Consider the following 21,407-nt stretch of genomic DNA (forward strand, 5'->3'; position numbering starts at 1 on the left):
CGGATGTTAAAAGGTAATATCAAACATCCGGGTGCGGGCCAGCAGGCAGTAAAGCTGGCAGTCATTTTTCACCCGCAGCTTCTCCATCGCCCGAATTTTATGCGCGCTCACGGTCTTAATGCTCAGGTGCATGCGACGCGAGATATCCGTCAGGCTCCCCCCTTTACAAAGTAAACGCAGCACGTCCACTTCTCTGGCGGAGAGTGTCTCCGCGGCCGGCTTTTCACCGGGGAAGAGCAGCTCCAGCAGCGCCGGTTCGACGTAGACGTCGTCATTCATTAAGCAGGTGAGCGCGTCGCGAAGGGTTTTCGCGTTTATATTGTGGCTAACGTACCCCTTTGCTCCTGTCTCAATGGCCAGGCGGAGAAGCTGCGGATTCTTGTAGCGGGCCAGCAGAAGTATTTTGAGCCCCGGAAAACGCTGGCGCAGGCCTTTTACCAGCGCCAGCCCCTCCATACGGCTTAGCGGATCGGCGCTGTGGGCGCCGTTAAGCGTGTAGCCCAGCAGCAGGATATCGGGAAGCTCTCGGGTCAGCGTTTTCAGCAGATCGGATGTCGACTCCGTTTCATCGTTGATTGCAATCGCTGCGCCAGCGCTATTCATGTCGTCGATCATCGCCCGGACGCCCCGGCGAATCAGCGGGTGCTCATCGGCAATGGTTAAATTTAATCGCATCGTAATTCTCCAGCATTGAACGCTGAGACGATAACGGCCAGCGTATTTATAAAACCAATTTTAACCCCCGCGAGAGCGTATTAATTATCCTTTGGAAGATATTTTTAATATTAGAAATGTCTTGCGCTATGGCGGCTGGTATTATTCGCCTGAGTGCCTGTCGTTTTCGCGTTATGCATATTATTTTGGTTATTTTTACTCTGCGTTGCGGTTGACATTTTCGCGTTCAAAAAAGATCGGGAAACTAATACACGTAGAGACAGTTCTTATTTATTCGAAGAAGGCTCTTATTGGCTGGACGATGATTTTCTTTCATTGTGAAAAAAGGGATTTCACATAAATAAATGTCATTAAGGAACGTTGGCAAAAATGAAAAAAAGAATTTTATCGTTACTGATCTGTGCGATCGTCTCCAGCACCGCCTGGGCCGATACCGTACCTCAGGCCACCCTGGCGGAGGAGGGCGTTGCCTACGATGCGATCATTGTTAAGCTGAAACCATCGACAGACACGGGCGTCCAGCCTTCGCTGACCCTGAGCGACCCTTCACTGGCAGCCACCGCCATGTATCCCGCCGATAAAAATACCACCGAAATGGCGGCGATAAATAAGCGCTACGGCTTCGATCGCTATTTGCGTATTAATCTGCCGGGCGATAAGAACCAGGATAAGAACTACATCAACAGCATTATTAGCGAGCTGGAACATAATCAAAATATTGAAGCGGTCTATCCGGAATCACTTCCCGTTTCGCTGGAAGAGGAGCAGGGAGAGAACAGCGCCGTCAGACCTGGCTTAAGAGCATCCAGCGGCAGCCTCGGTGCGGTTTCAGTGCCGGATTTTCGCCATCTCCAGGATTATTTAAAAGCGCCGGATGAAAAGCGCGCGGGCTATTTTATGGGCGGGGTTAACCGCGACAGTGTCAACCTTTATAAAGGCAATGAGGGGGAAGATATTACCCTTGTCTCTTCAGAAAACTGCGCCTGGAACCCGCAACATGTCAATTTACCGCCCATCGCGTTCAGCCAGGGCAGCGCCACCAGCACCAGTGCCACCTGCTCTGAGCGGGAACATGGTACAGCCTCCATGGGTATTCTGGCCGGGCGGGATATCGGGGCCGGGGTGCGCGGGCTGAGCTGGAAGAGCAAGGTGGGCTATGCCGGTTGGCCTTCAAGCAATCTGTATAAGCTGATCCCTCAGCTCAAAGCCGGGGACGTGGTGTCGCTGAACATGCAGACCTACGGCGGTGAAGTGGCCGGTACCTGTCAAAAAAACTGCTACATACCGATTGAAAACGATCAGAGCTACTTCAATGTTATCAAAGCCCTGACTGACAAAGGGGTGTTTGTCGTCACCGCCGCAGGCAACGGCAATATCAACCTGGATGCGCCGGGCTTTAACGGCAAGTGGGATACCAACGTTCGCGATTCCGGGGCGATTATCGTCGGCGCGCTTTGCGCCAAAGATGGTAAACGTGCCCACTTCAGTACTTACGGCAAGCGCGTCACCAGCTCCTCCTGGGGCTGCAACGATGTCACCACCACCGGTTACGGCCCGCTTTATAACGCCCCTAACGCCAACTATACCAGCAGCTTCAACGGCACCTCATCCGCAACGCCCATCGTGGCGGGCGTGGTGGCCAGCCTGTCAGGGATCGCCAAAGCGCATGGGATCACCGTGACGCCGCTACAGATGCGTCAAATCCTCCAGGAGACCGGAACACCGGCCGCCAGCGGCACCGGGCAGACCATCGGCACCCAGCCGGATATGGCGCGGGCGGCGGCCAAAATATTGGCCCTGAAGGATGGGGGCGATACCCTGCCGGCGCCGACGGCAGCAGCGGGCGCGGATTACAGCATGGAGTCACCCACGTCGGGGGTGAAAACCTGGCCGCTGGACGGCAGCCAAAGCCTCAATGCAAAATCGTATAACTGGAGCGTGACCAAAGGCGCTGGCACCTTCTTTGTGCAGCAGAACCTGAACGGTACCCTGAGCAGCAGCGTGAACAGCGCCCATGCCTACGCGGTGATCCCGGCGAATACCGAGGGCGATGCGGTCTTTACCCTGACCACCACCGGCGCGGACGGTCGCACAGCGCAGGACAGCATGACTATTAAGGTCAGCAAGCCGGCCATCCCGGCGCAGGAAGAGACCCCGGCCCAGGACGAGACTCCGGCCCAGGACGAGACCCCGGCCCAGGATGAAACTCCGGCCCAGGATGAAACCCCAGCCAAAGAGATCGTTCCGGCCTATAACCCAAAAATTGCCTATCCGGTGAAATGCACCAAAGTGTCCCACAACGGTAAAATCTGGTTTAACCAGTGGTACGTCAACCCGGGCCAGGAAGAGCCGGGCAAAGGCTTCAGCAGTTGGGGCGTATGGCGTGAAGAGGGGGCGTCGAACAACACCTGTAAATGATCGGCAAGCCTGGCGTCACGCCAGGCTTTTTTTAGACCTTCAGCATGCCTTTCTCTTCCAGAAACGCGATGATGTTTGCCAGCCCGTCACCCGCTTTCAGGTTAGTAAAGGTCCACGGACGCTCGCCGCGCATGCGGTTGGTGTCGCGCTCCATCACCTCCAGCGAGGCCCCCACGTAAGGGGCGAGATCGGTTTTATTGATCACCAGAAAATCGGATTTGGTGATCCCCGGCCCGCCCTTGCGCGGGATCTTCTCCCCTTCCGCCACGTCGATCACGTAGATCGTCAGATCCGCCAGCTCCGGGCTGAAGGTGGCGCTCAGGTTGTCGCCGCCGCTCTCGACAAAGATCAGATCCAGGTTGCCGAACTTCTCGCTCAGGGCTTCTACCGCCGCCAGGTTCATCGAGGCATCTTCACGAATGGCGGTGTGCGGACAGCCGCCGGTCTCCACCCCCACAATGCGCTCCGGCTCCAGCGCGCCCGCCTCGGTGAGGATGCGCTGATCCTCTTTGGTGTAGATATCGTTGGTGACGACGGCCAGGTGATAGGTGTCGCGCATCGCTTTACACAGCGCTTCCAGCAGGGCGGTTTTACCCGACCCCACCGGGCCGCCCACGCCCACGCGCAGGGGGTGTTTGTACTCAGACATAGAGACTCCTCAGGAACGGAATAATCGTGAATATTGGGTTTCGTGGCGCGCCGAGGCGATGGCCGACAGCGGCGTGGCGGCGCCCAGTTCGTCATCGCAAAGCAACAGCGCCTGCGCCAGCCCGTCGGTAAAGCGATCGCAGAGTTCGATGATCAACAGCTGGGCCGCCTGCTGCCCAAAGGGCACCAGCTTGACGCCCGCCATTACCGCGCTCTCGATCCAGCTGTAGCCAAGACTCAGCGCCATCTCGCGCAGGCCGATGCCCCAGTGCACACCGAGCCACGCCATACCGCATAGCTGGCTTTGCGGGAACAGCGCCAGCCAGTCAGGTGGGCAATCCGCCTCCCAGCTTTTGATCAGCCGGGTAAACGCCGCCCCGCGGTTGCGCTCCTCTTCCCGCAGCTCGCGGGTCTCCCGGCAGGCCAGCAGGTACGCCGTCCAGTGCGCGGCGCTCGCCAGATCCTGCTGTTCACAGGCGTGGTAGAGGCGGGAAAAGAGCGGCAGATCGACGCGGAAAAAGCTTTGCTCCATCTGCTGACACTGCCAGGCTTTGAATGCCGCCGGGGTAGTGACCCAGCCCGCTTCCACCGCCCACTCCAGCCCCTGCGACCAGGTAAAAGAGCCCACCGGCAGACTGCTGCTGGCGAGTTGCATCAGGCGCAACCACTGGCGGGACGGCTCCATCAGCTCATCAGCGCCAGCAGGGCAGAGGCGATCAGCCCGCCGCCGAGGGTTTTACGCAGCCCGTCGTGACGGCGCAGCAGCAGGCCTGCCGCAAAGCTTGCGCACAGCACCGCGGCGCTGGCGAGCATAAAGCCGCTGGTAAACAGCCAGAAGCTGTGGCCAGCCATCTCCACCCCGTGCGCCCAGCCGTGGAACATCGCCAGCGCGGGCACCGCCAGCAGCAGGCGGTTTTCGGTTTTGAACATCATGGCACCACACACCGCCAGCGAGGCGATAATCAGCATCTCCATGCCGCTAAAGCCCCCCAGCAGGCTGCCTGCAATCGCCCCGGTGAGCATCATGCCGAGAGTGGCAAAGGGCATCAGCAGCCTGCGGCCGCTCAGGGCGGCAAGCACGCCTGCGCCGGTCAACATCAGCAGATGATCAAGCCCGGTCAGGGGATGGAAAAAGCCCGCCTGAAAACTGTCGCTGCCGTGTCCCGGATGGGCCAGCGCGGGCAGGGAGAAGGCCAGCAGAAGCAGGGGTAACAACTTACGCATAATTAATCCTTAATGTGAATGAGCGTGAGAGTGGGAGTGCCCTTCGCTGGCATAAGCGCCCGCTTCCGGTTCAAAGGGCAGGGTGGCGAAAGTGACGTCCAGGCCCAACAGGTGCAGCATTTCATCCAGCACGTGATCGTGGTGATAGCGCAATTCGCCGGGCATGACCTGCAGCGGGACGTGGCGGTTGCCCAGGTGATAACAGGCGCGAGCCAGCAGGAACGGATCCGCGCAGTGCACCACCGACAGCGGCTCGGGGGCGGCAATGACCTCCACCACTTCATGACCATCGTCACTGGCAAGCAGGTCGCCGCCCCGCAGCAACAGACCGCGGGGCAACATCAGCCCGGCGTCACGGCCATCGTTAAGCACTACGCGGGCGCGGCTCTTTACCCGCACATCAATGGGCAGCGTGACGTGTGCGGTAACGGGATGGGGATGATCAAGGCGTTGGGTTAAGGTGATCATGAGTCCTCCTCAGAACAGGAAATAGCGTTGCGCCATCGGCAGAACCTCTGCCGGTGCGCTGGTAATCAGCTCCCCGTCAATGCGCACCTCATAGGTTTGCGCATCGACGGTAATGTTCGGCTGCAGGCCGTTGTGGATCATGTCGGCCTTCTTCACCGTCCGGCAGCCTTTGACTACCGCAGTGGCGCTCTGCAGGTTCAACTGCTGCGAAATGTTGTTATCGGCGGCAGCCTGCGAGAGAAAGGTCAGACGGGTGGCGTGGCGGGCGGCGCCCAGCGCGCCAAACATGGGCCGGTAATGCACCGGCTGCGGCGTGGGGATCGAGGCGTTGATGTCCCCCATCGGCGCGCAGGCGATCATCCCGCCTTTGACGATGGTGGCTGGCTTGACGCCAAAGAAGGCGGGGGACCAGACCACCAGGTCCGCCAGTTTCCCCGCCTCAACCGACCCGACCTCATGGGCGATGCCGTGGGTCAGCGCCGGGTTGATGGTGTACTTGGCGATATAGCGCTTCACCCGCAGGTTATCGTTATCGCCCGACTCCTCCGCCAGCGGACCGCGCTGCACCTTCATGCGGTGCGCCACCTGCCAGGTGCGGATGATCACTTCTCCCACCCGGCCCATCGCCTGTGAATCGGACGAGGTGAGCGAGAAGGCGCCAATATCGTGCAGCACATCTTCTGCCGCAATGGTCTCCCGGCGAATACGCGATTCGGCAAAGGCCACATCCTCGGCGATATCCGGGTCGAGGTGGTGGCAGACCATCAGCATGTCCAGGTGTTCGTCGATGGTATTCACCGTGTAGGGCAGCGTGGGGTTGGTAGAGGAGGGCAGAATGTTGGGATGCGCGCAGGCGGTGATGATATCCGGCGCATGGCCGCCGCCCGCCCCTTCGGTGTGGAAGGTGTGGATGGTGCGCCCGGCGATGGCCGCCAGGGTGTCCTCGACAAACCCGCCCTCGTTAAGGGTGTCGCTGTGCAGCGCCACCTGGATATCCATCTCATCCGCCACCGTCAGGGCGCAGTCGATCGCCGCAGGGGTGGAACCCCAGTCCTCATGAATTTTCAGGCCAATCGCACCCGCGGCAACCTGCTCGCGCAGGGCATCCGGGTTGGAGCCGTTGCCTTTACCCAGCAGGCCGACATTCACCGGCAGCGTGTCGACCGCCTGCAACATGCGGGCGATATACCACGGCCCCGGCGTGCAGGTGGTGGCGTTGGTGCCTGCGGCAGGGCCGGTACCGCCGCCAATCATGGTGGTGACGCCAGAGACCAGCGCCTCTTCCGCCTGCTGCGGGCAGATCCAGTGGATATGGGTATCGACCCCGCCTGCGGTGACGATCTTCCCTTCGGCGGCGATCACCTCGGTGGCCGCGCCAATGGGGATCGTTACGCCGGGCTGAATGTCCGGGTTACCCGCTTTGCCGATGGCGAAGATCCTGCCATCCTTCACGCCGATATCCGCTTTGACGATCCCCCAGTGATCGACGATCAGCGCGTTGGTCAGCACCAGATCCACGCAGTCCTGCGCCAGCATCTGCCCCTGGCCCATGCCGTCGCGGATCACTTTTCCGCCGCCGAATTTGACCTCTTCGCCGTAGATGGTCAGATCGTTTTCCACCTCGATCCAGAGCTCGGTATCGGCGAGACGGACTTTATCCCCGGTGGTGGGGCCGAACATGTCGGCATATGCCTGACGTGAAATCTCAGCCATGGTTGACCTCACCCATCACCTCGCCACGAAAGCCCACAATACGCTGCGCGCCTGCCACAGCCACCAGCGTCACGGCGCGCTTCTGCCCCGGTTCAAAGCGCACGGCGGTACCGGCGGCAATGTTCAGCCGGTAGCCTCGGGTCGCCTCACGATCGAACTTAAGCGCCGGGTTCACCTCAAAAAAATGGTAGTGGGATCCGACCTGGATCGGGCGGTCGCCGTGGTTCTCGACGATCACCGTCCGGGTATCGCGATCCGCGTTAATGACGATCTGGCCGGGTTGTATCTGATATTCCCCTGGGATCATGTTGCCCCCTTACAGGATCGGATTGTGAACGGTGACGAGCTTGGAGCCGTCCGGGAAGGTGGCCTCCACCTGAATATCCGGGATCATCTCCGGTACGCCCTCCATCACCTGGGCGCGGGTCAGGACATGGCGGCCCGCTTCCATTAATTCCGCAACCGTCTGCCCATCGCGCGCCCCTTCCATAATGAAGGCGCTGATCAGGGCCACCGATTCCGGGTAATTGAGTTTTACGCCACGGGCGAGACGACGCTCGGCGACCAGCGCGGCGGTAAACAGCAACAGCTTGTCTTTTTCTCTGGGGGTCAGTTCCATCGTGCTTCTCTCAGGTGTGCCAGATTCGGGGCGAACAGGGGGCTTTGGCGGTAAGTTGCGGACGCAGGCGCTGCCAGATCTCACGCATCGCCTGCTGGCAAATCAGGTTGTCATGCGCGAGGAAGCGCACCGACAGCAGGCCGTCGGTGAGGGTCGCGCCAGCGAAATGCTCCAGCGGTGCCAGGGCTTCGCGGGCCTCCTCCAGCTGTGTTTCGCTCGCCGGGTAAAACAGCAGGGTGCCGATCCACGGATGTTCCGCCACGGGGGTCAGATCGCCGTCGGCCAGGTGCTGGCGCTCGATTAACAGCGGCTCACCCTCAAGCCAGACTTCGAGACGGCTCTCAATACGACCGTGGCTGAAGGGCTCATTAATCACCGGGCGGCCCAGGCAAAACAGCTCCCAGGCCAGCAGCGTACTGCTGCGCTGCAGATGGAACACCGAGCGCAGGGCGGCCTGTGCCCCGGGAAAGAAAAGGGTGTCCTGCGGCAGCCACTCCAGCGTTGCGTTCTCCTCCAGCGTGAAGTGCTGATCCAGCCGCGCCAGGGCGCCGTTGCTGCGATAGAACTTGCTGGCGCCGGGCATGGTGATCAGCGCGTGGCTATGGGCCGCAAGATGAACGGTAATCGCCAGCTCATCCCCGCCGACAATCCCGCCGGGGGGATGCAGCAGATAGAGGTGGCAGGTTTCACCTTCGGGATAAAAGGGGCGCTGCACGGTGAGTGGCCCGACGTGGCGGGCAGAGTGGAGGAGGGTTTTCTCAGGCGAGTAGGAAAAGTGCAGGGCAAGGGATGCCTGCCAGCCTTTTACTGTTTTTTCATGCGCCTGAGTTGCTGACATGCTTTATCCATCTGCTCGCCGTCGGGTTTTTTTAGTATGCCCTGGCGGAAATGAAGGCTGTCATATGAGTCGCTTATGGATGGGGGGGGGCTAAGCGCCCACTTATTTTCTGGAGTGGTGGAATTGTTCCGTTCACTATAACTTCTCTGCGTTATGTACGCCCCGCTGCGGTGAACGTGTTAAGGGGGCTGCCGCCGCCCCCTTAACAATCCCGGCTCCCGGCAAAGAAAATCGCCGCTTCGCGGTCCCTTCGGCTTATTCCCTCCGGCTAACGGGTCGGGCGTGATCCTACATCCATGTAGGTCACGCCCTCTCGGCGCATCCATGCGCCTCGCCCCGGCCTGCGGTCAACGCCTCAGCGATTTTCAGCCGGACTCACGCTCCCTCTGCCTTCGCTGCGGTCTGAAGGAAACAGAATGTCATTTCTCTGCAAATTCTTTTATTGCCGGAATGTGGCACGGGTGTTGAGTCCCCGCTGAAATCGGCGAACCGGAGACCGGCTGACAAGGGCTGGACGCCAGGGATGGCGGCCAGAGGCGAATCGAGACAGGATGTCGAGTTGAGCCGACCGCAGGCAGCAGGTCGGGAGGTGAGCGCAGTGCGAAGCACCGATTTCGTCGCGGGGCCGCGGGGATTGATAAGGGGGCCGCGGTGGCCCCCTTATCACGTTCATGGGTTCCGGAACGTCATATACTGTTGGTCATAAAGTGAACGTAACTATTCCACTAAACTCAATATAAGCTACCGCGTCTCTTTCTTCTTCCGCTTCAACCGCGCCCAGATCTTCGTCTCCTGACGCCGCCACAACCGCTGAATATTGTCATGGTGACGCAACAGGATCAGACAAGAGAGCATCGACACCGGAAAGGTAAACTGCGGCTTAAACCACCAGACATAAAATGGCGCAATCAGCGCGCTCACAATGGCGCCAAGCGAAGAGTAGCCGCTCAGCAACACGCTGAGCAGCCAGGTGCCGGCCATCACGCCGGTCAGATCCCAGCCAATGGGGGCAATGGCGCCAAACGCGGTGGCGACGCCTTTTCCACCTTTAAAACCAAAGAAAACCGGCCAGATATGGCCCAGACAGGCGGCAATGGCAATCAGCCCCAGCCAGAACGGCGTGACGCCCAGTGCATACGCGCCCCAGACGGGAAGCATTCCTTTCAGAACGTCAAAAATCAGAACCGCTACGGCTGCTCCTTTGCCGCCAATTCGTAGTACATTGGTCGCTCCCGGATTCCCGGAGCCGCTCTCGCGTGGGTCAGGCAACCCGGCGATACGGCAGACCAGAATGGCGCTGGAAATTGAGCCGCAAAGGTAGGCGAGGAGGATCATTCCAGGCGCGATTGCACTCATAACGCTGTTCCGTTTTGAAAATGTCGTTTTGTACTTAGCATCTGTGGATAATACGCATAATTCGCCGGGAGTGGTATCCGGTTTAGCCAAAAACCAGGCAGGTCGTGATGGATATAGTATTTATAGAGCAACTTTCGGTAATCACCACTATCGGGGTGTATGACTGGGAGCAGACCATCGAGCAGAAACTCGTGTTCGATATCGAAATGGGCTGGGATAACCTCGCCGCGGCAAAAAGCGACGATGTGAACGACTGTCTGAGCTATGCCGACGTGAGTGACGCGGTCATCAGTCACGTGGAAGGCCAGCGTTTTGCGCTGGTGGAGCGTGTGGCGGAAGAAGTCGCGGAGCTGCTGCTCAGCCGCTTCAACTCCCCATGGGTGCGTATCAAAGTCAGCAAGCCGGGGGCGGTTGCGCGGGCGGCCAATGTCGGGGTCATTATCGAACGTAGCCAAAATCTGAAAGGAAACATTTAAAGGTATAATAGTTAAACCAATTCCTGTTAAATCAGTCTTAGAGCTGTTCCTTTTACGGTTACCCCCTGGGTAGCCCTTTTTTCTGTCTTTTAGGGGTTAATTGATGAGCGATATGCACTCCCTGCTGGTGGCAGCAATACTGGGTGTGGTCGAAGGATTGACAGAGTTTTTGCCGGTTTCCAGTACAGGCCATATGATCATTGTCGGCCATCTGCTGGGGTTCGAAGGCGAAACGGCGAAAACCTTTGAGGTAGTGATCCAGTTAGGATCCATTCTGGCGGTGGTGGTGATGTTCTGGCGTCGCCTGTTCGGCCTGATTGGCATCCACTTTGGTCATCCGCCGCATGAAGGCACAGGTAAAGGGCGTTTAACGCTGCTGCACATTCTGCTCGGGATGATTCCGGCGGTAGTGCTGGGTCTGTTACTCCACGACACCATCAAGTCGCTGTTTAACCCGATTAACGTCATGTATGCCCTGGTGGTCGGCGGTATCCTGCTAATTGCCGCCGAGCTGCTGAAGCCGAAAGAGCCCCGCGCGCCGGGTCTGGACGACATGACCTACCGTCAGGCGTTTATGATTGGCTGCTTCCAGTGTCTGGCACTGTGGCCGGGCTTCTCTCGCTCCGGGGCGACGATTTCAGGCGGGATGCTGATGGGCGTGAGCCGCTATGCGGCCTCTGAGTTCTCATTCCTGCTGGCGGTGCCGATGATGATGGGCGCCACCGCGCTCGATCTCTACAAGAGCTATCACTTCCTGACCGCGGGCGACATCCCGATGTTTGCCGTGGGCTTTGTCACCGCCTTTATCGTGGCGCTGATCGCCATCAAAACCTTCCTGCAACTGATCAAGCACATCTCGTTTATCCCGTTCGCCATCTATCGCTTTATCGTGGCGGCCGCGGTATACGTGGTCTTCTTCTGATTGCCCGCCCTCAGTCTTTCGGCTGAGGGCAATGCTGTTCCTTCCAGGCTGCGACGGCCCGGATCCGCCGTTTCGTTAACTCTTCCCGGATTTCTGCTCCTTTAAATCCAGCTTCGACGACCGCTTTTGTCGGCACCGCTTTCGCCACCTCCCAGGCTTCACGCAGCAACCGCCCCTGCGGATAATCGTTGGCTTCAAACCCGGTACGCCCGCGCACGTCGGCTTCGCTGGTTAAGGCGATCTGCTCCACGCGCTGCGGTTTGCGCCAGGCGTCAATACTGTCGAACAGCTTGATGATGGTGGCCGGTTTAAGGATCGGGAAGGTGTGGATCAGGTCGTGGAACTCGGCAACCAGCTTCGCCAGATCGCGGATCTCGTTAGGGACCCGCATCCGCTGGCAGACCCGTTCAACCAGCCGCACACCCGCCGGACCGTGGCCGTGGTGGCGCGGCCAGAGTTCGGGCGGCGTTAACCCCTTCCCGAGGTCGTGACAGAGCGTGGCAAAGCGGACGTCTACCTCCGGGCTCAGCATCGCCGCCATGCTCAGGGTCATCAGGGTATGGATGCCGGTATCGATTTCCGGGTGCCACTTCGCCGGGGCCGGCACGCCAAACAGGGCGTCCACTTCCGGGAACAGTACCTTCAGCGCCCCGCATTCGCGCAGCACCTGGAAGTAAACCTGTGGATTACGTGTGGTGAGCGCATTCTCGGTCTCTTTCCACACGCGTTCGGGGGTAAGGTGTTCCAGCTCGCCCGCTCTGGTCATGGCGGCCATCAGCGCCATCGTTTCATCGGCGATGCGAAAACTCAGGTGGGCATAGCGGGCAGCAAAACGCGCCACGCGCAGCACGCGGAGCGGATCTTCAGAGAAGGCGGGGGAAACATGGCGCAGAATGCGGTTTCGCAGATCCGACTGGCCGCCATAGGCATCAATGATATGGCCGTTTTCATCCTGGGCGAGGGCGTTAATGGTCAGATCGCGGCGCTGCAAATCCTCTTCAAGGGTGACGTCCGGGGCGGCATGACAGGTGAAGCCAGTATAACCGACGCCGGATTTGCGCTCGGTACGCGCCAGCGCGTACTCCTGGCGGCTTTGCGGATGCAGGAAGACAGGAAAATCGCGGCCTACCTGCTGGTAGCCCGCATCAAGCATCTCCTGAGGTGTGGCGCCTACCACCACCCAGTCTTTATCTTTGACCGGCAGACCTAACAACGCATCACGAACCGCACCACCGACCAGATAAATCTTCACGCCACACTCTCCCGTATTAAAAATGGCAATAATACGTAAGTGTGGCAGAGATAGCGATTTAGTTCATCCAGCGGTCTTTACGCTTACGGCTCGGTACCAGATGCGGCAGCACCAGACCCAGCAGCAGACCCATACCCAGCACGCCGCCGCCATACATAAACCACTGCATAATAATGGTGCGCTGTTTGTCATCCAGCTGCAGGTTGGCTGCGCTCACCTTTTTCTGGGCGACGATCAGCTCGTTCTTCAGCTTCTGGTTTTCGTCTTTGAGACCGTTGATCACCCCGTCGCTCTGCGCCACTTTCTGCTGCATTTCAGCCGTGCGCTGGTTCCAGGTGGCGTCGATATTGGTCAGTTTGTCGGTCAGGGTTTTGACCTGGTTTTCCAGATCCGGCACGCGGGTGCGCAGGCTTGGGCTGGTGCTAAGCTCTTTCAACGGGATCCAGGCGGTACGGCCGCTGCTGTCGCGCACCTGGCCATAGTTAGAGTCGGCATTGCTCTGTAACAGCACCACTTCCTCGCCGGCATTAATCGTACCCACGAGGCGATAATTGTCACCCGGACCACTACGTACCCAGGTATTCAGTTCGTCAGAAACGTAGCGTTTCTCTTCAGCGTGAACCGCTGTTGCGGCGCTAAAAGCAAGTAATGTCAGTCCGATTAGGCGTAATTTAAGCATCAGGCAGTCGTTATTTTCGTAAAAAGTGGAACGATAGTAGTGGTAACGGCTTCTCCACGCAAAGGATTCGTCAGCATTCGGAATCCTCCGTGTAGGGTTTGCCACTTTAACAAACTTTACGCCCGTCAAATTGCTCATTGCGTGGCAATCTGGCGCAAAATACTATCTACTGACAAAAAAGTGGCGAGTAAGTTCGCCTAAATTTACCCCGCAGTGCTGCAATCAAAAGAACAAGGCCATGGCTCAGGAAATCGAATTAAAGTTTATCGTTGAAAATGAGAGCGTCGACGCGCTGAAAAACCATCTGCACCAGCTGACAGCTGAACATCACGAGCCGGTGCAACTGCTCAACATCTATTACGAAACTCAGGACCTGTGGCTGCGTCGCCATGACAGGGGGCTGCGCATCCGCGGCGTTGATGGCCGCTACGAGATGACCATGAAAATTGGTGGTCGCGTGGTGGGCGGTCTGCATCAGCGCCCGGAATACAACATTGATATTGACCAGCCTGCGCTGGATCTGGCGCGCTTCCCGGCGGAAGTGTGGCCGGAAGGCCAACTCCCCGAGGGCCTGGAAGAGAGCGCCAGCCCGCTGTTCAGCACCGATTTCTGGCGCGAAAAGTGGCTGGTGAACGAAGGTAAAAGCCGCATTGAAATCGCCCTCGACCGGGGTGAGGTAAAAGCGGGCGAGTTCCAGGAGCCGATCTGCGAGCTGGAGCTTGAGCTGCTGGAAGGCCACGCCGATGACGTGCTGAAGCTGGCGCGTAAGCTGGTGACCCAGAGCGGTCTGCGTCAGGGAAGCCTGAGCAAGGCGGCCCGCGGCTATCATCTGGCCCAGGGCAATGCCCCGCGCACCCTGAAACCGCTGGAGATTATGCGCGTCGCGCCGAAATCCTCTATCGAGCAGGGGTTTGAAGCCTCGCTGGAGCTGGCCCTGAGCCAGTGGCAGTATCACGAGGAGCTGTGGGTCCGCGGCGTGAAAGGGGCGAAAGCCGAGGTGCTGGCGGCGATGGCGCTGGTACGTCATAGCCTGACGCTGTTCGGCGGCATTGTGCCACGTAAAGCGAGTGCTCACTTACGCGATCTGCTGACCCAGACCGAAACCCTGATGGCGTCGGATGTCTCTGCCGAGACGGCGGTCTACAGCCCGCAAACCGCCACCGCGAAACTGGCGCTGACCGAGTTTCTGGTGACGCGCGGCTGGCGCACCTTCCTCGACGCGAAGGCGCAGAGCAAAATGGCGGATAACTTTAAGCGCTTCGCCGATATTCACCTCTCCCGTCATGCTGCTGAACTGAAAACCACCTTCGCCCATCCGCTGGGGGATCAGTATGGCGATCAGCTGATTCGTCTGGCGCGCAACATCGACAGCATGTTGCTGCTGTCAGGGGCGTATGACGGCCCGATGGCCCGCGCCTGGCTGGAAAACTGGCAAGGGCTGCTGCATGCCATTAAGACGCGCCAGCACATTGAAATTGAGCATTTCCGTAACGAAGCCATTTCGCAGGAGCCATTCTGGCTGCACAGCGGAAAACGTTAACGCAGGCAAGGAACCCCAATGATGCCGCTTTCTTCACCCTTACAGCAGCAGTGGCAGACGGTATGTGAGCGTCTGCCGGAAACATTACCCGCCTCGTCATTAAGCGACCAGGCCAGGCAGGTGCTGGCGTTCAGCGACTTTGTGCAGGAGAGCGTTACGGCACATCCTGACTGGCTGACCGGGCTTGAGGCCGCGCCGCCGCAGGCGGACGAGTGGCAGCACTACGCGCAGTGGTTATGCGACGCGCTGGCAGATGTCGGCGATGAAGCCGCGCTGATGCGCGAGCTGCGCCATTTCCGCCGCCGGGTAATGGTGCGCATCGCCTGGGCGCAGGCGCTGATGCTGGTGAGTGAAGAGAGCACGTTGCAGCAGTTGAGTCACCTTGCGGAGACGCTGATCGTCACCGCCCGCGACTGGCTGTACGACGCCTGCTGTCGTGAATGGGGTACGCCATGCAGTGAGGATGGCACCCCGCAGCCGCTGCTGATTTTAGGGATGGGCAAGCTCGGCGGCGGCGAGCTCAACTTTTCCTCAGACATCGATCTGATCTTCGCCTGGCCGGAGAAGGGTGCCACCCGCGGCGGACGCCGTGAGCTGGACAACGCCCAGTTCTTTACCCGCCTGGGGCAGCGGCTGATTAAGGCCCTGGATCAACCCACCCAGGATGGCTTTGTCTATCGCGTGGATATGCGCCTGCGTCCGTTCGGCGACAGCGGCCCGCTGGTGCTGAGCTTCGCCGCGCTGGAGGACTACTACCAGGAGCAGGGGCGCGACTGGGAGCGCTACGCGATGGTGAAGGCGCGGATCATGGGCGATAACGACGGTGCCTACGCCAGCGAGCTGCGCGCCATGCTGCGCCCGTTCGTGTTCCGTCGCTATATCGATTTCAGCGTCATCCAGTCGCTGCGCAACATGAAAGGGATGATTGCCCGGGAAGTGCGGCGGCGTGGCCTGAAAGACAACATCAAGCTGGGGGCGGGCGGTATCCGCGAGATCGAGTTTATCGTCCAGGTGTTCCAGCTGATCCGCGGCGGGCGCGAGCCGTCGCTGCAATCCCGCTCCCTGCTGCCAACGCTTGCGGCAATTGCACAGCTGAACCTTTTGGCGGAAGGGGATGCGCAGATCCTGCGTGAGGCCTACCTCTTCTTGCGTCGGCTGGAGAACCTGCTGCAGAGCATTAACGACGAACAAACCCAGACCCTGCCGGGGGATGAGCTTAATCGCGCCCGTCTCGCCTGGGGAATGCGCCTTGACGACTGGCAGGCGCTGACCGAGGCGCTGGATGCGCACATGGCCGCGGTGCGGCGGATTTTTAACGACCTGATTGGCGACGATGAGAGCGAATCACAGGATGATGAGCTGTCGGAGCACTGGCGCGAGCTGTGGCAGGATGCGCTGCAGGAGGACGATACTACCCCGGTGCTGGCCCACCTCAGCAATGATGACCGTCACCGGGTGGTGGCGCTGATTGCAGATTTCCGCCTGGAGCTGAACAAGCGCGCCATTGGCCCGCGCGGACGTCAGGTGCTCGATCACCTGATGCCGCACCTGCTGAGCGACGTCTGCTCCCGCGCCGATGCGCCGGTGCCGCTGTCGCGCCTGACCCCACTGCTCAGCGGGATCATCACCCGCACCACCTATCTGGAGCTGTTAAGCGAGTTCCCGGGCGCGCTCAAGCACCTGATTTCCCTTTGCGCCGCCTCGCCAATGATCGCCAGCAAGCTAGCGCGCTATCCGCTGCTGCTGGACGAGCTGCTCGATCCCAATACCCTTTACCAGCCGACGGCGACCGACGCCTACCGGGACGAGCTGCGCCAGTATCTGCTGCGCGTGCCGGAGGAGGATGAGGAGCAGCAGCTGGAGGCGCTGCGTCAGTTTAAACAGGCGCAGCTGCTGCGTGTGGCTGCCGCCGATATCGCCGGAACGTTGCCGGTGATGAAAGTGAGCGATCACTTAACCTGGCTGGCGGAGGCGATTATTGATGCCGTTGTCCATCAGGCGTGGGTACAGATGGTGGCGCGTTATGGCCAGCCGAAACACCTGGCCGATCGGGAAGGGCGCGGCTTTGCGGTTGTGGGATATGGCAAGCTGGGCGGCTGGGAGCTGGGCTACAGCTCCGATCTGGATCTCATTTTCCTTCACGACTGCCCGGTAGATGTGATGACCGACGGCGAGCGTGAGATCGACGGGCGTCAGTTCTACCTGCGCCTCGCCCAGCGCATCATGCACCTGTTCAGCACCCGCACGTCGTCGGGCATTCTGTATGAAGTGGATGCCCGCCTGCGTCCGTCCGGGGCGGCGGGCATGCTGGTCACCTCCACCGAGTCGTTCGCCGAGTATCAGAAGAACGAAGCCTGGACCTGGGAGCATCAGGCTCTGGTGCGCGCCCGGGTGGTCTATGGCGATCCGCAGCTGAAGGCGCAGTTCGATGCTATCCGGCGCGACGTGCTGACCGCCACGCGTGAAGGCCAGACGCTGCAGACCGAGGTGCGCGAGATGCGTGAAAAAATGCGCGCCCATCTGGGAAATAAACATCGTGATCGCTTTGATATTAAAGCCGACGAAGGCGGTATTACCGACATCGAATTTATCACCCAGTATCTGGTGCTGCGTGACGCCCACGCCAAACCGAAGCTGACCCGCTGGTCGGATAACGTGCGCATTCTGGAACTGCTGGCGCAGAACGACATTATGGATGAGCAGGAGGCGCTGGCGCTCACCCGCGCTTACACCACGCTGCGCGATGAACTGCATCATCTGGCGTTGCAGGAGCAGCCCGGTCATCTGCCGCTCGACTGCTTTAACGCCGAGCGGGAGCTGGTGCGCGCCTGCTGGCAGAAGTGGCTGGTGGAACCGTGCGTAACAAAACAAGTGTGATATTATCGCGCGCAAATTGTGAATCTTTCTGGAGTCAGGAATGAAAGTAACACTGCCAGAGTTTGAACGTGCTGGAGTTATGGTAGTTGGCGATGTGATGCTGGATCGCTACTGGTATGGGCCAACCAGCCGCATTTCCCCGGAAGCCCCGGTCCCGGTGGTGAAGGTGGATACCATTGAAGAGCGTCCTGGCGGCGCGGCAAACGTGGCGATGAACATTGCTTCTCTCGGCGCACATTCGCGTCTGGTCGGTCTGACCGGCATCGACGATGCGGCGCGGGCGCTGAGCAAGACGCTGGCGGATGTGAACGTTAAATGTGATTTCGTTTCTGTTCCAACGCACCCGACCATTACCAAGCTGCGCGTGCTGTCGCGCAATCAGCAGCTGATCCGCCTCGACTTTGAAGAGGGCTTTGAAGGGGTAGATCCGGAGCCGCTGCACGAGCGCATCAACCAGGCGCTGGGCAACATCGGCGCGCTGGTGCTCTCCGACTACGCCAAAGGGGCGCTGGCGAGCGTCCAGCAGATGATTAAGCTGGCCCGCGCTTCCGGTGTGCCGGTGCTGATCGACCCGAAAGGCACCGATTTCGAACGCTATCGCGGTGCGACGCTGCTGACGCCGAACCTCTCCGAGTTTGAAGCGGTGGCGGGCAAATGCAAAACCGAGGATGAGATCGTTGAGCGCGGCATGAAGATCATCGCCGACTTCGATCTCTCCGCGCTGCTGGTGACCCGTTCCGAGCAGGGGATGACCCTGCTGCAACCGGGCAAAGCGCCGCTGCATATGCCAACCCAGGCGCAGGAAGTGTATGACGTCACCGGTGCGGGCGATACGGTGATTGGCGTGCTGGCGGCGACGCTGGCGGCCGGTAATACCCTTGAAGAGGCCTGCTACTTTGCCAACGCTGCCGCAGGCGTGGTGGTCGGCAAGCTGGGGACCTCAACCGTCTCCCCTATCGAGCTGGAAAACGCGGTGCGTGGCCGTGCTGATACCGGTTTTGGCGTGATGAGTGAAGAAGAGCTGAAAGTGGCCGTTGCCGCCGCGCGTAAGCGTGGTGAGAAAGTGGTAATGACCAACGGCGTGTTCGACATTCTGCACGCGGGCCACGTCTCCTATCTTGCCAACGCGCGCAAGCTGGGCGACCGTCTGATCGTGGCGGTGAACAGCGATGCCTCCACCAAACGTCTGAAGGGTGAAACCCGTCCGGTGAATCCGCTTGAGCAGCGTATGATTGTGCTAGGCGCGCTGGAAGCGGTGGACTGGGTCGTCTCCTTCGAAGAGGATACCCCGCAGCGCCTGATTGCCGGGATCCTGCCGGACCTGCTGGTGAAAGGCGGTGACTACAAGCCTGAGCAAATCGCGGGCAGCGAAGAGGTCTGGGCCAACGGCGGGGAAGTGATGGTGCTCAATTTTGAGGACGGATGTTCAACCACCAACATCATCAAAAAGATCCAGAAAGATAGCGAGAAATAAAAAACGGGCCGAAAGGCCCGTTTTTTTGCCGGGTGGCGGCTTCGCCTTACCCGGCCTACGGTAACCCGTGTGAATTATTCCACATTGTCTACCGGTGGGATCGCCGGGGCCGGTTTCACTTCATCAACAACAACACCGCGGTTTTCCAGCTCGGTGAGGCGCTGCTCCAGCAGGGCAACCTTTTCGCGGGTGCGCAGCAGAACCTGCGTCTGCACGTCAAATTCTTCACGGCTGACCAGATCCAGACGCATCAGCTGCGCCTGCAGCACCTGGCGGATCTTCTTCTCAACATCATCACCAAACTCACGTACGCCTTTTGGCATGGATTCATGGACCTGGCGAGCAAGTTGTTCAATTTTTTTTGGGTCGATCATCATAGTTCCCTTGAAGTAAAGATGTTTAGAACCATTGTAGCGCGTTACGGGGATCCTTAAACCAGAATTGTGTGAAGCTTATGCGTTGCCGAACATAATCATTAGCGTTATAGTTATCCCGCTTATTCTCAGGGCGGGGCGAAATTCCCCACCGGCGGTAAATCAACACCATGTTGAAAGCCCGCGAGCGCTTTGGGTGCATACTCAAAGGTCAGCAGATCCGGTGTAATTCCGGGGCCGACGGTTAAAGTCCGGATGGGAGAGAGTAACGAACCAGTCGGGCGAGGCCCGCTCACGTTATTTTTTTGCCGTACTCCGGCGCTCCTAAGACTGCCCTGATTCTGGTAACCATAATTTTAATGAGGTTTTTTTACCATGAATCAGACGCTCCTTTCCTCTTTCGGTACCTCTACTGACCGTGTTGAGCAGGCGCTTGCTGCGCTTCGCGAAGGCCGCGGCGTGATGGTGCTTGACGATGAAGACCGTGAAAACGAAGGCGATATGATTTTCGCCGCCGAAACCATGACCGTTGAGCAGATGGCGCTGACCATCCGTCACGGCAGCGGCATTGTTTGCCTGTGTATCACCGAAGATCGCCGTAAACAGCTGGAACTGCCTATGATGGTAGAGAACAACACCAGCGCCTTCGGCACCGGTTTTACCGTCACCATCGAAGCCGCCAGCGGCGTGACCACCGGTGTCTCTGCCGCTGACCGCGTCACCACCGTGCGTGCCGCCATTGCCGACGGTGCAAAACCTTCTGACCTGAACCGTCCGGGCCATGTCTTCCCGCTTCGCGCGCAGCCGGGCGGCGTGTTGACTCGCGGCGGCCACACCGAAGCCACTATCGATCTGGTAACGCTGGCCGGTTTCAAACCCGCCGGTGTCCTGTGTGAACTGACCAATGATGATGGCTCTATGGCCCGCGCGCCGGAGTGCATCGACTTCGCGGTGAAACACAACATGGCTGTGGTCACCATTGAAGATCTGGTGGCGTATCGCCAGGCGCACGAGCGCAAAGCCAGCTGATAACGCAGCATAAAAAACGCCGGGTTAACCCGGCGTTTTTTTTACCCTATTCCTGCCGTCTGGAGCAGCACCAGACTGAGCCCCATTACCGACATCCCGCACAGCACGCCGTAGCTGGGATTGTTATTGGGATCGATCTCTTTGGCGAGCGGCATCAGCTCATCCACCGACAGCGCCACCATAATGCCCGCCACTGCCGCCATAATCGCCGCCATCACCACCGGCGAGATCAGGCTGCCGAGGATCAGCCACGCCAGTACGCCGCCTGCAATCTCCGCCATGCCGGAAATACCCGCCCAGAAGACCGCTTTACGTTTTGAACCGGTGGCCGCATAGACCGGGCCTGCGACCGCGAGCCCCTCCGGGATATTGTGCAACGCCACCGCCAGCGCAATACCGAATCCTAACTCCAGGTTGTTACTGGCGGTCACATAGGTCGCAACGCCTTCCGGGAAGTTGTGCAGGCTGATGCCCAGGGTCAGCAGCAGCGCAGTACGTCGCAGGTTGCGGGGCAGCGGCTGACTCCCTTTCTGCATCAGATCCTGCGGGTGCGCGTGGGGCAGCATTCTGTCCAGCGCAAAGTAGCCCAGCAGGCCAAAAACAAACATCCCGTAGCCGAGCACCGGCGACATCCCTTCGGTGCCGAGTGCCGCGGGCAGCATCTCCATCAGGGAGATGAGCAACATGATCCCGGCGGCAAAGCCGAGCGAAAATGCCAGCACGCGGTTCGAGGGCTTCTGGCCCAGCACGCCGAGCAGGGCGCCGATAAAGGTGGCGGCGCCTGCGAGAATCGTCAGAATCAGAGGAACTGACATTCACCTCTCC

At 59.5% G+C, this 21,407-nt stretch carries 21 protein-coding genes and 1 riboswitch; of the genes, 7 read left to right on the forward strand and 14 right to left on the reverse strand.

Features of this window, described 5'->3' with window-relative positions; all coding sequences use genetic code 11:
• Positions 1-6 precede the first annotated feature (6 nt).
• Positions 7-675: a LuxR C-terminal-related transcriptional regulator gene (locus tag ACT3IC_RS12850; RefSeq protein ID WP_103177012.1), complete on the reverse strand. Its 669-nt coding sequence runs from the start codon at positions 673-675 to the stop codon at positions 7-9.
• 369 nt (positions 676-1,044) lie between these two features.
• Between ACT3IC_RS12850 and ACT3IC_RS12855 the strand changes: the two genes are divergently transcribed.
• Positions 1,045-3,093: a S8 family peptidase gene (locus ACT3IC_RS12855; RefSeq protein WP_473477706.1), complete on the forward strand. Its 2,049-nt coding sequence runs from the start codon at positions 1,045-1,047 to the stop codon at positions 3,091-3,093.
• Positions 3,094-3,124: 31 nt separating this feature from the next.
• Here the strand turns inward: ACT3IC_RS12855 and ureG are convergent, their stop codons facing one another.
• The 9 genes from ureG to plsY form a co-directional block, all read right to left on the reverse strand.
• Positions 3,125-3,742, reverse strand: a complete 618-nt coding sequence (ureG, locus tag ACT3IC_RS12860; RefSeq protein WP_103177010.1) for an urease accessory protein UreG — start codon at positions 3,740-3,742, stop codon at positions 3,125-3,127.
• 9 nt (positions 3,743-3,751) lie between these two features.
• Positions 3,752-4,426, reverse strand: coding sequence for an urease accessory protein UreF (locus ACT3IC_RS12865; protein ID WP_103177009.1), 675 nt, complete (start codon positions 4,424-4,426; stop codon positions 3,752-3,754).
• Positions 4,426-4,965 carry a HupE/UreJ family protein gene (locus ACT3IC_RS12870; protein WP_103177008.1) on the reverse strand — a complete coding sequence of 180 codons (540 nt, stop codon included), beginning with the start codon at positions 4,963-4,965 and terminating at the stop codon, positions 4,426-4,428. The genes ACT3IC_RS12865 and ACT3IC_RS12870 overlap by 1 nt, the downstream gene beginning before the upstream one ends.
• A 9-nt stretch (positions 4,966-4,974) precedes the next feature.
• Entirely contained in the window at positions 4,975-5,433 is a 459-nt protein-coding gene (ureE, locus tag ACT3IC_RS12875) for an urease accessory protein UreE (protein WP_103177007.1), read from the reverse strand.
• Between the two features lie 9 nt (positions 5,434-5,442).
• Positions 5,443-7,146 (reverse strand): urease subunit alpha, encoded by a 1,704-nt coding sequence (gene ureC / locus ACT3IC_RS12880; RefSeq protein WP_103177006.1) that lies wholly within the window; start codon positions 7,144-7,146, stop codon positions 5,443-5,445.
• Entirely contained in the window at positions 7,139-7,453 is a 315-nt protein-coding gene (locus tag ACT3IC_RS12885; RefSeq protein WP_103177005.1) for an urease subunit beta, read from the reverse strand. The genes ureC and ACT3IC_RS12885 overlap by 8 nt, the downstream gene beginning before the upstream one ends.
• A gap of 9 nt (positions 7,454-7,462) precedes the next feature.
• The gene (locus ACT3IC_RS12890) at positions 7,463-7,765 is read right to left on the reverse strand and encodes an urease subunit gamma (RefSeq protein WP_039031754.1); all 303 of its coding nucleotides are present in this window, start codon (positions 7,763-7,765) and stop codon (positions 7,463-7,465) included.
• Between the two features lie 10 nt (positions 7,766-7,775).
• Positions 7,776-8,603: an urease accessory protein UreD gene (locus tag ACT3IC_RS12895; RefSeq protein ID WP_263950256.1), complete on the reverse strand. Its 828-nt coding sequence runs from the start codon at positions 8,601-8,603 to the stop codon at positions 7,776-7,778.
• 741 nt (positions 8,604-9,344) lie between these two features.
• The gene (gene plsY / locus ACT3IC_RS12900) at positions 9,345-9,959 is read right to left on the reverse strand and encodes a glycerol-3-phosphate 1-O-acyltransferase PlsY (protein WP_103177003.1); all 615 of its coding nucleotides are present in this window, start codon (positions 9,957-9,959) and stop codon (positions 9,345-9,347) included.
• A 107-nt stretch (positions 9,960-10,066) separates the two neighbouring features.
• Between plsY and folB the strand changes: the two genes are divergently transcribed.
• Positions 10,067-10,435 (forward strand): bifunctional dihydroneopterin aldolase/7,8-dihydroneopterin epimerase, encoded by a 369-nt coding sequence (gene folB / locus ACT3IC_RS12905; RefSeq protein WP_103177002.1) that lies wholly within the window; start codon positions 10,067-10,069, stop codon positions 10,433-10,435.
• 103 nt (positions 10,436-10,538) lie between these two features.
• Positions 10,539-11,357: an undecaprenyl-diphosphate phosphatase gene (bacA, locus tag ACT3IC_RS12910; RefSeq protein WP_103177001.1), complete on the forward strand. Its 819-nt coding sequence runs from the start codon at positions 10,539-10,541 to the stop codon at positions 11,355-11,357.
• Positions 11,358-11,367: 10 nt separating this feature from the next.
• Here bacA and ACT3IC_RS12915 read toward each other — a convergent pair whose 3' ends face one another.
• Together ACT3IC_RS12915 and ACT3IC_RS12920 are read right to left on the reverse strand one after the other, a co-directional pair.
• Positions 11,368-12,609 carry a multifunctional CCA addition/repair protein gene (locus ACT3IC_RS12915; RefSeq protein ID WP_103177000.1) on the reverse strand — a complete coding sequence of 414 codons (1,242 nt, stop codon included), beginning with the start codon at positions 12,607-12,609 and terminating at the stop codon, positions 11,368-11,370.
• A 58-nt stretch (positions 12,610-12,667) separates the two neighbouring features.
• Entirely contained in the window at positions 12,668-13,288 is a 621-nt protein-coding gene (locus tag ACT3IC_RS12920; protein ID WP_103176999.1) for a TIGR04211 family SH3 domain-containing protein, read from the reverse strand.
• Positions 13,289-13,526: 238 nt separating this feature from the next.
• Here ACT3IC_RS12920 and ACT3IC_RS12925 point away from each other — a divergent pair, with 238 nt between their 5' ends.
• Genes ACT3IC_RS12925 through hldE form a run of 3 tightly spaced genes read left to right on the forward strand, consistent with a single transcriptional unit; the run spans position 13,527 to position 19,179 of the window.
• Positions 13,527-14,828, forward strand: coding sequence for a CYTH domain-containing protein (locus tag ACT3IC_RS12925; RefSeq protein ID WP_473477713.1), 1,302 nt, complete (start codon positions 13,527-13,529; stop codon positions 14,826-14,828).
• 18 nt (positions 14,829-14,846) lie between these two features.
• On the forward strand, positions 14,847-17,705 hold the full coding sequence (gene glnE, locus ACT3IC_RS12930; RefSeq protein ID WP_473477716.1) for a bifunctional [glutamate--ammonia ligase]-adenylyl-L-tyrosine phosphorylase/[glutamate--ammonia-ligase] adenylyltransferase: 2,859 nt from the start codon (positions 14,847-14,849) through the stop codon (positions 17,703-17,705).
• A 40-nt stretch (positions 17,706-17,745) separates the two neighbouring features.
• Positions 17,746-19,179: a bifunctional D-glycero-beta-D-manno-heptose-7-phosphate kinase/D-glycero-beta-D-manno-heptose 1-phosphate adenylyltransferase HldE gene (hldE, locus tag ACT3IC_RS12935; RefSeq protein ID WP_103176996.1), complete on the forward strand. Its 1,434-nt coding sequence runs from the start codon at positions 17,746-17,748 to the stop codon at positions 19,177-19,179.
• A 74-nt stretch (positions 19,180-19,253) separates the two neighbouring features.
• On the opposite strand, the gene ubiK is transcribed toward hldE, so the two are convergent.
• Positions 19,254-19,553 (reverse strand): ubiquinone biosynthesis accessory factor UbiK, encoded by a 300-nt coding sequence (gene ubiK / locus ACT3IC_RS12940; RefSeq protein ID WP_263951643.1) that lies wholly within the window; start codon positions 19,551-19,553, stop codon positions 19,254-19,256.
• Positions 19,554-19,673: 120 nt separating this feature from the next.
• Positions 19,674-19,824: riboswitch (FMN riboswitch) on the forward strand.
• Between the two features lie 104 nt (positions 19,825-19,928).
• On the opposite strand from ubiK, the gene ribB reads away from it, so the two are divergent.
• Entirely contained in the window at positions 19,929-20,582 is a 654-nt protein-coding gene (ribB, locus tag ACT3IC_RS12945; protein ID WP_103176994.1) for a 3,4-dihydroxy-2-butanone-4-phosphate synthase, read from the forward strand.
• 41 nt (positions 20,583-20,623) lie between these two features.
• On the opposite strand, the gene zupT is transcribed toward ribB, so the two are convergent.
• Complete coding sequence (gene zupT / locus ACT3IC_RS12950; RefSeq protein WP_103176993.1) at positions 20,624-21,397, reverse strand: zinc transporter ZupT; 774 nt, start codon at positions 21,395-21,397, stop codon at positions 20,624-20,626.
• Between the last annotated feature and the right edge of the window lie 10 nt (positions 21,398-21,407).

This window comes from Leclercia sp. GHBNCSD, from assembly GCF_055805075.1.

What these genes read in the sequence shown, in the direction of transcription:
- ACT3IC_RS12850 (WP_103177012.1), bottom strand. Translation starts at nt 675, where the DNA reads ATGCGATTAAATTTAACCATTGCCGATGAGCACCCGCTGATTCGCCGG.
- ACT3IC_RS12855 (WP_473477706.1), top strand. Translation starts at nt 1,045, where the DNA reads ATGAAAAAAAGAATTTTATCGTTACTGATCTGTGCGATCGTCTCCAGC.
- ureG (WP_103177010.1), bottom strand. Translation starts at nt 3,742, where the DNA reads ATGTCTGAGTACAAACACCCCCTGCGCGTGGGCGTGGGCGGCCCGGTG.
- ACT3IC_RS12865 (WP_103177009.1), bottom strand. Translation starts at nt 4,426, where the DNA reads ATGGAGCCGTCCCGCCAGTGGTTGCGCCTGATGCAACTCGCCAGCAGC.
- ACT3IC_RS12870 (WP_103177008.1), bottom strand. Translation starts at nt 4,965, where the DNA reads ATGCGTAAGTTGTTACCCCTGCTTCTGCTGGCCTTCTCCCTGCCCGCG.
- ureE (WP_103177007.1), bottom strand. Translation starts at nt 5,433, where the DNA reads ATGATCACCTTAACCCAACGCCTTGATCATCCCCATCCCGTTACCGCA.
- ureC (WP_103177006.1), bottom strand. Translation starts at nt 7,146, where the DNA reads ATGGCTGAGATTTCACGTCAGGCATATGCCGACATGTTCGGCCCCACC.
- ACT3IC_RS12885 (WP_103177005.1), bottom strand. Translation starts at nt 7,453, where the DNA reads ATGATCCCAGGGGAATATCAGATACAACCCGGCCAGATCGTCATTAAC.
- ACT3IC_RS12890 (WP_039031754.1), bottom strand. Translation starts at nt 7,765, where the DNA reads ATGGAACTGACCCCCAGAGAAAAAGACAAGCTGTTGCTGTTTACCGCC.
- ACT3IC_RS12895 (WP_263950256.1), bottom strand. Translation starts at nt 8,603, where the DNA reads ATGTCAGCAACTCAGGCGCATGAAAAAACAGTAAAAGGCTGGCAGGCA.
- plsY (WP_103177003.1), bottom strand. Translation starts at nt 9,959, where the DNA reads ATGAGTGCAATCGCGCCTGGAATGATCCTCCTCGCCTACCTTTGCGGC.
- folB (WP_103177002.1), top strand. Translation starts at nt 10,067, where the DNA reads ATGGATATAGTATTTATAGAGCAACTTTCGGTAATCACCACTATCGGG.
- bacA (WP_103177001.1), top strand. Translation starts at nt 10,539, where the DNA reads ATGAGCGATATGCACTCCCTGCTGGTGGCAGCAATACTGGGTGTGGTC.
- ACT3IC_RS12920 (WP_103176999.1), bottom strand. Translation starts at nt 13,288, where the DNA reads ATGCTTAAATTACGCCTAATCGGACTGACATTACTTGCTTTTAGCGCC.
- ACT3IC_RS12925 (WP_473477713.1), top strand. Translation starts at nt 13,527, where the DNA reads ATGGCTCAGGAAATCGAATTAAAGTTTATCGTTGAAAATGAGAGCGTC.
- glnE (WP_473477716.1), top strand. Translation starts at nt 14,847, where the DNA reads ATGATGCCGCTTTCTTCACCCTTACAGCAGCAGTGGCAGACGGTATGT.
- hldE (WP_103176996.1), top strand. Translation starts at nt 17,746, where the DNA reads ATGAAAGTAACACTGCCAGAGTTTGAACGTGCTGGAGTTATGGTAGTT.
- ubiK (WP_263951643.1), bottom strand. Translation starts at nt 19,553, where the DNA reads ATGATCGACCCAAAAAAAATTGAACAACTTGCTCGCCAGGTCCATGAA.
- ribB (WP_103176994.1), top strand. Translation starts at nt 19,929, where the DNA reads ATGAATCAGACGCTCCTTTCCTCTTTCGGTACCTCTACTGACCGTGTT.
- zupT (WP_103176993.1), bottom strand. Translation starts at nt 21,397, where the DNA reads ATGTCAGTTCCTCTGATTCTGACGATTCTCGCAGGCGCCGCCACCTTT.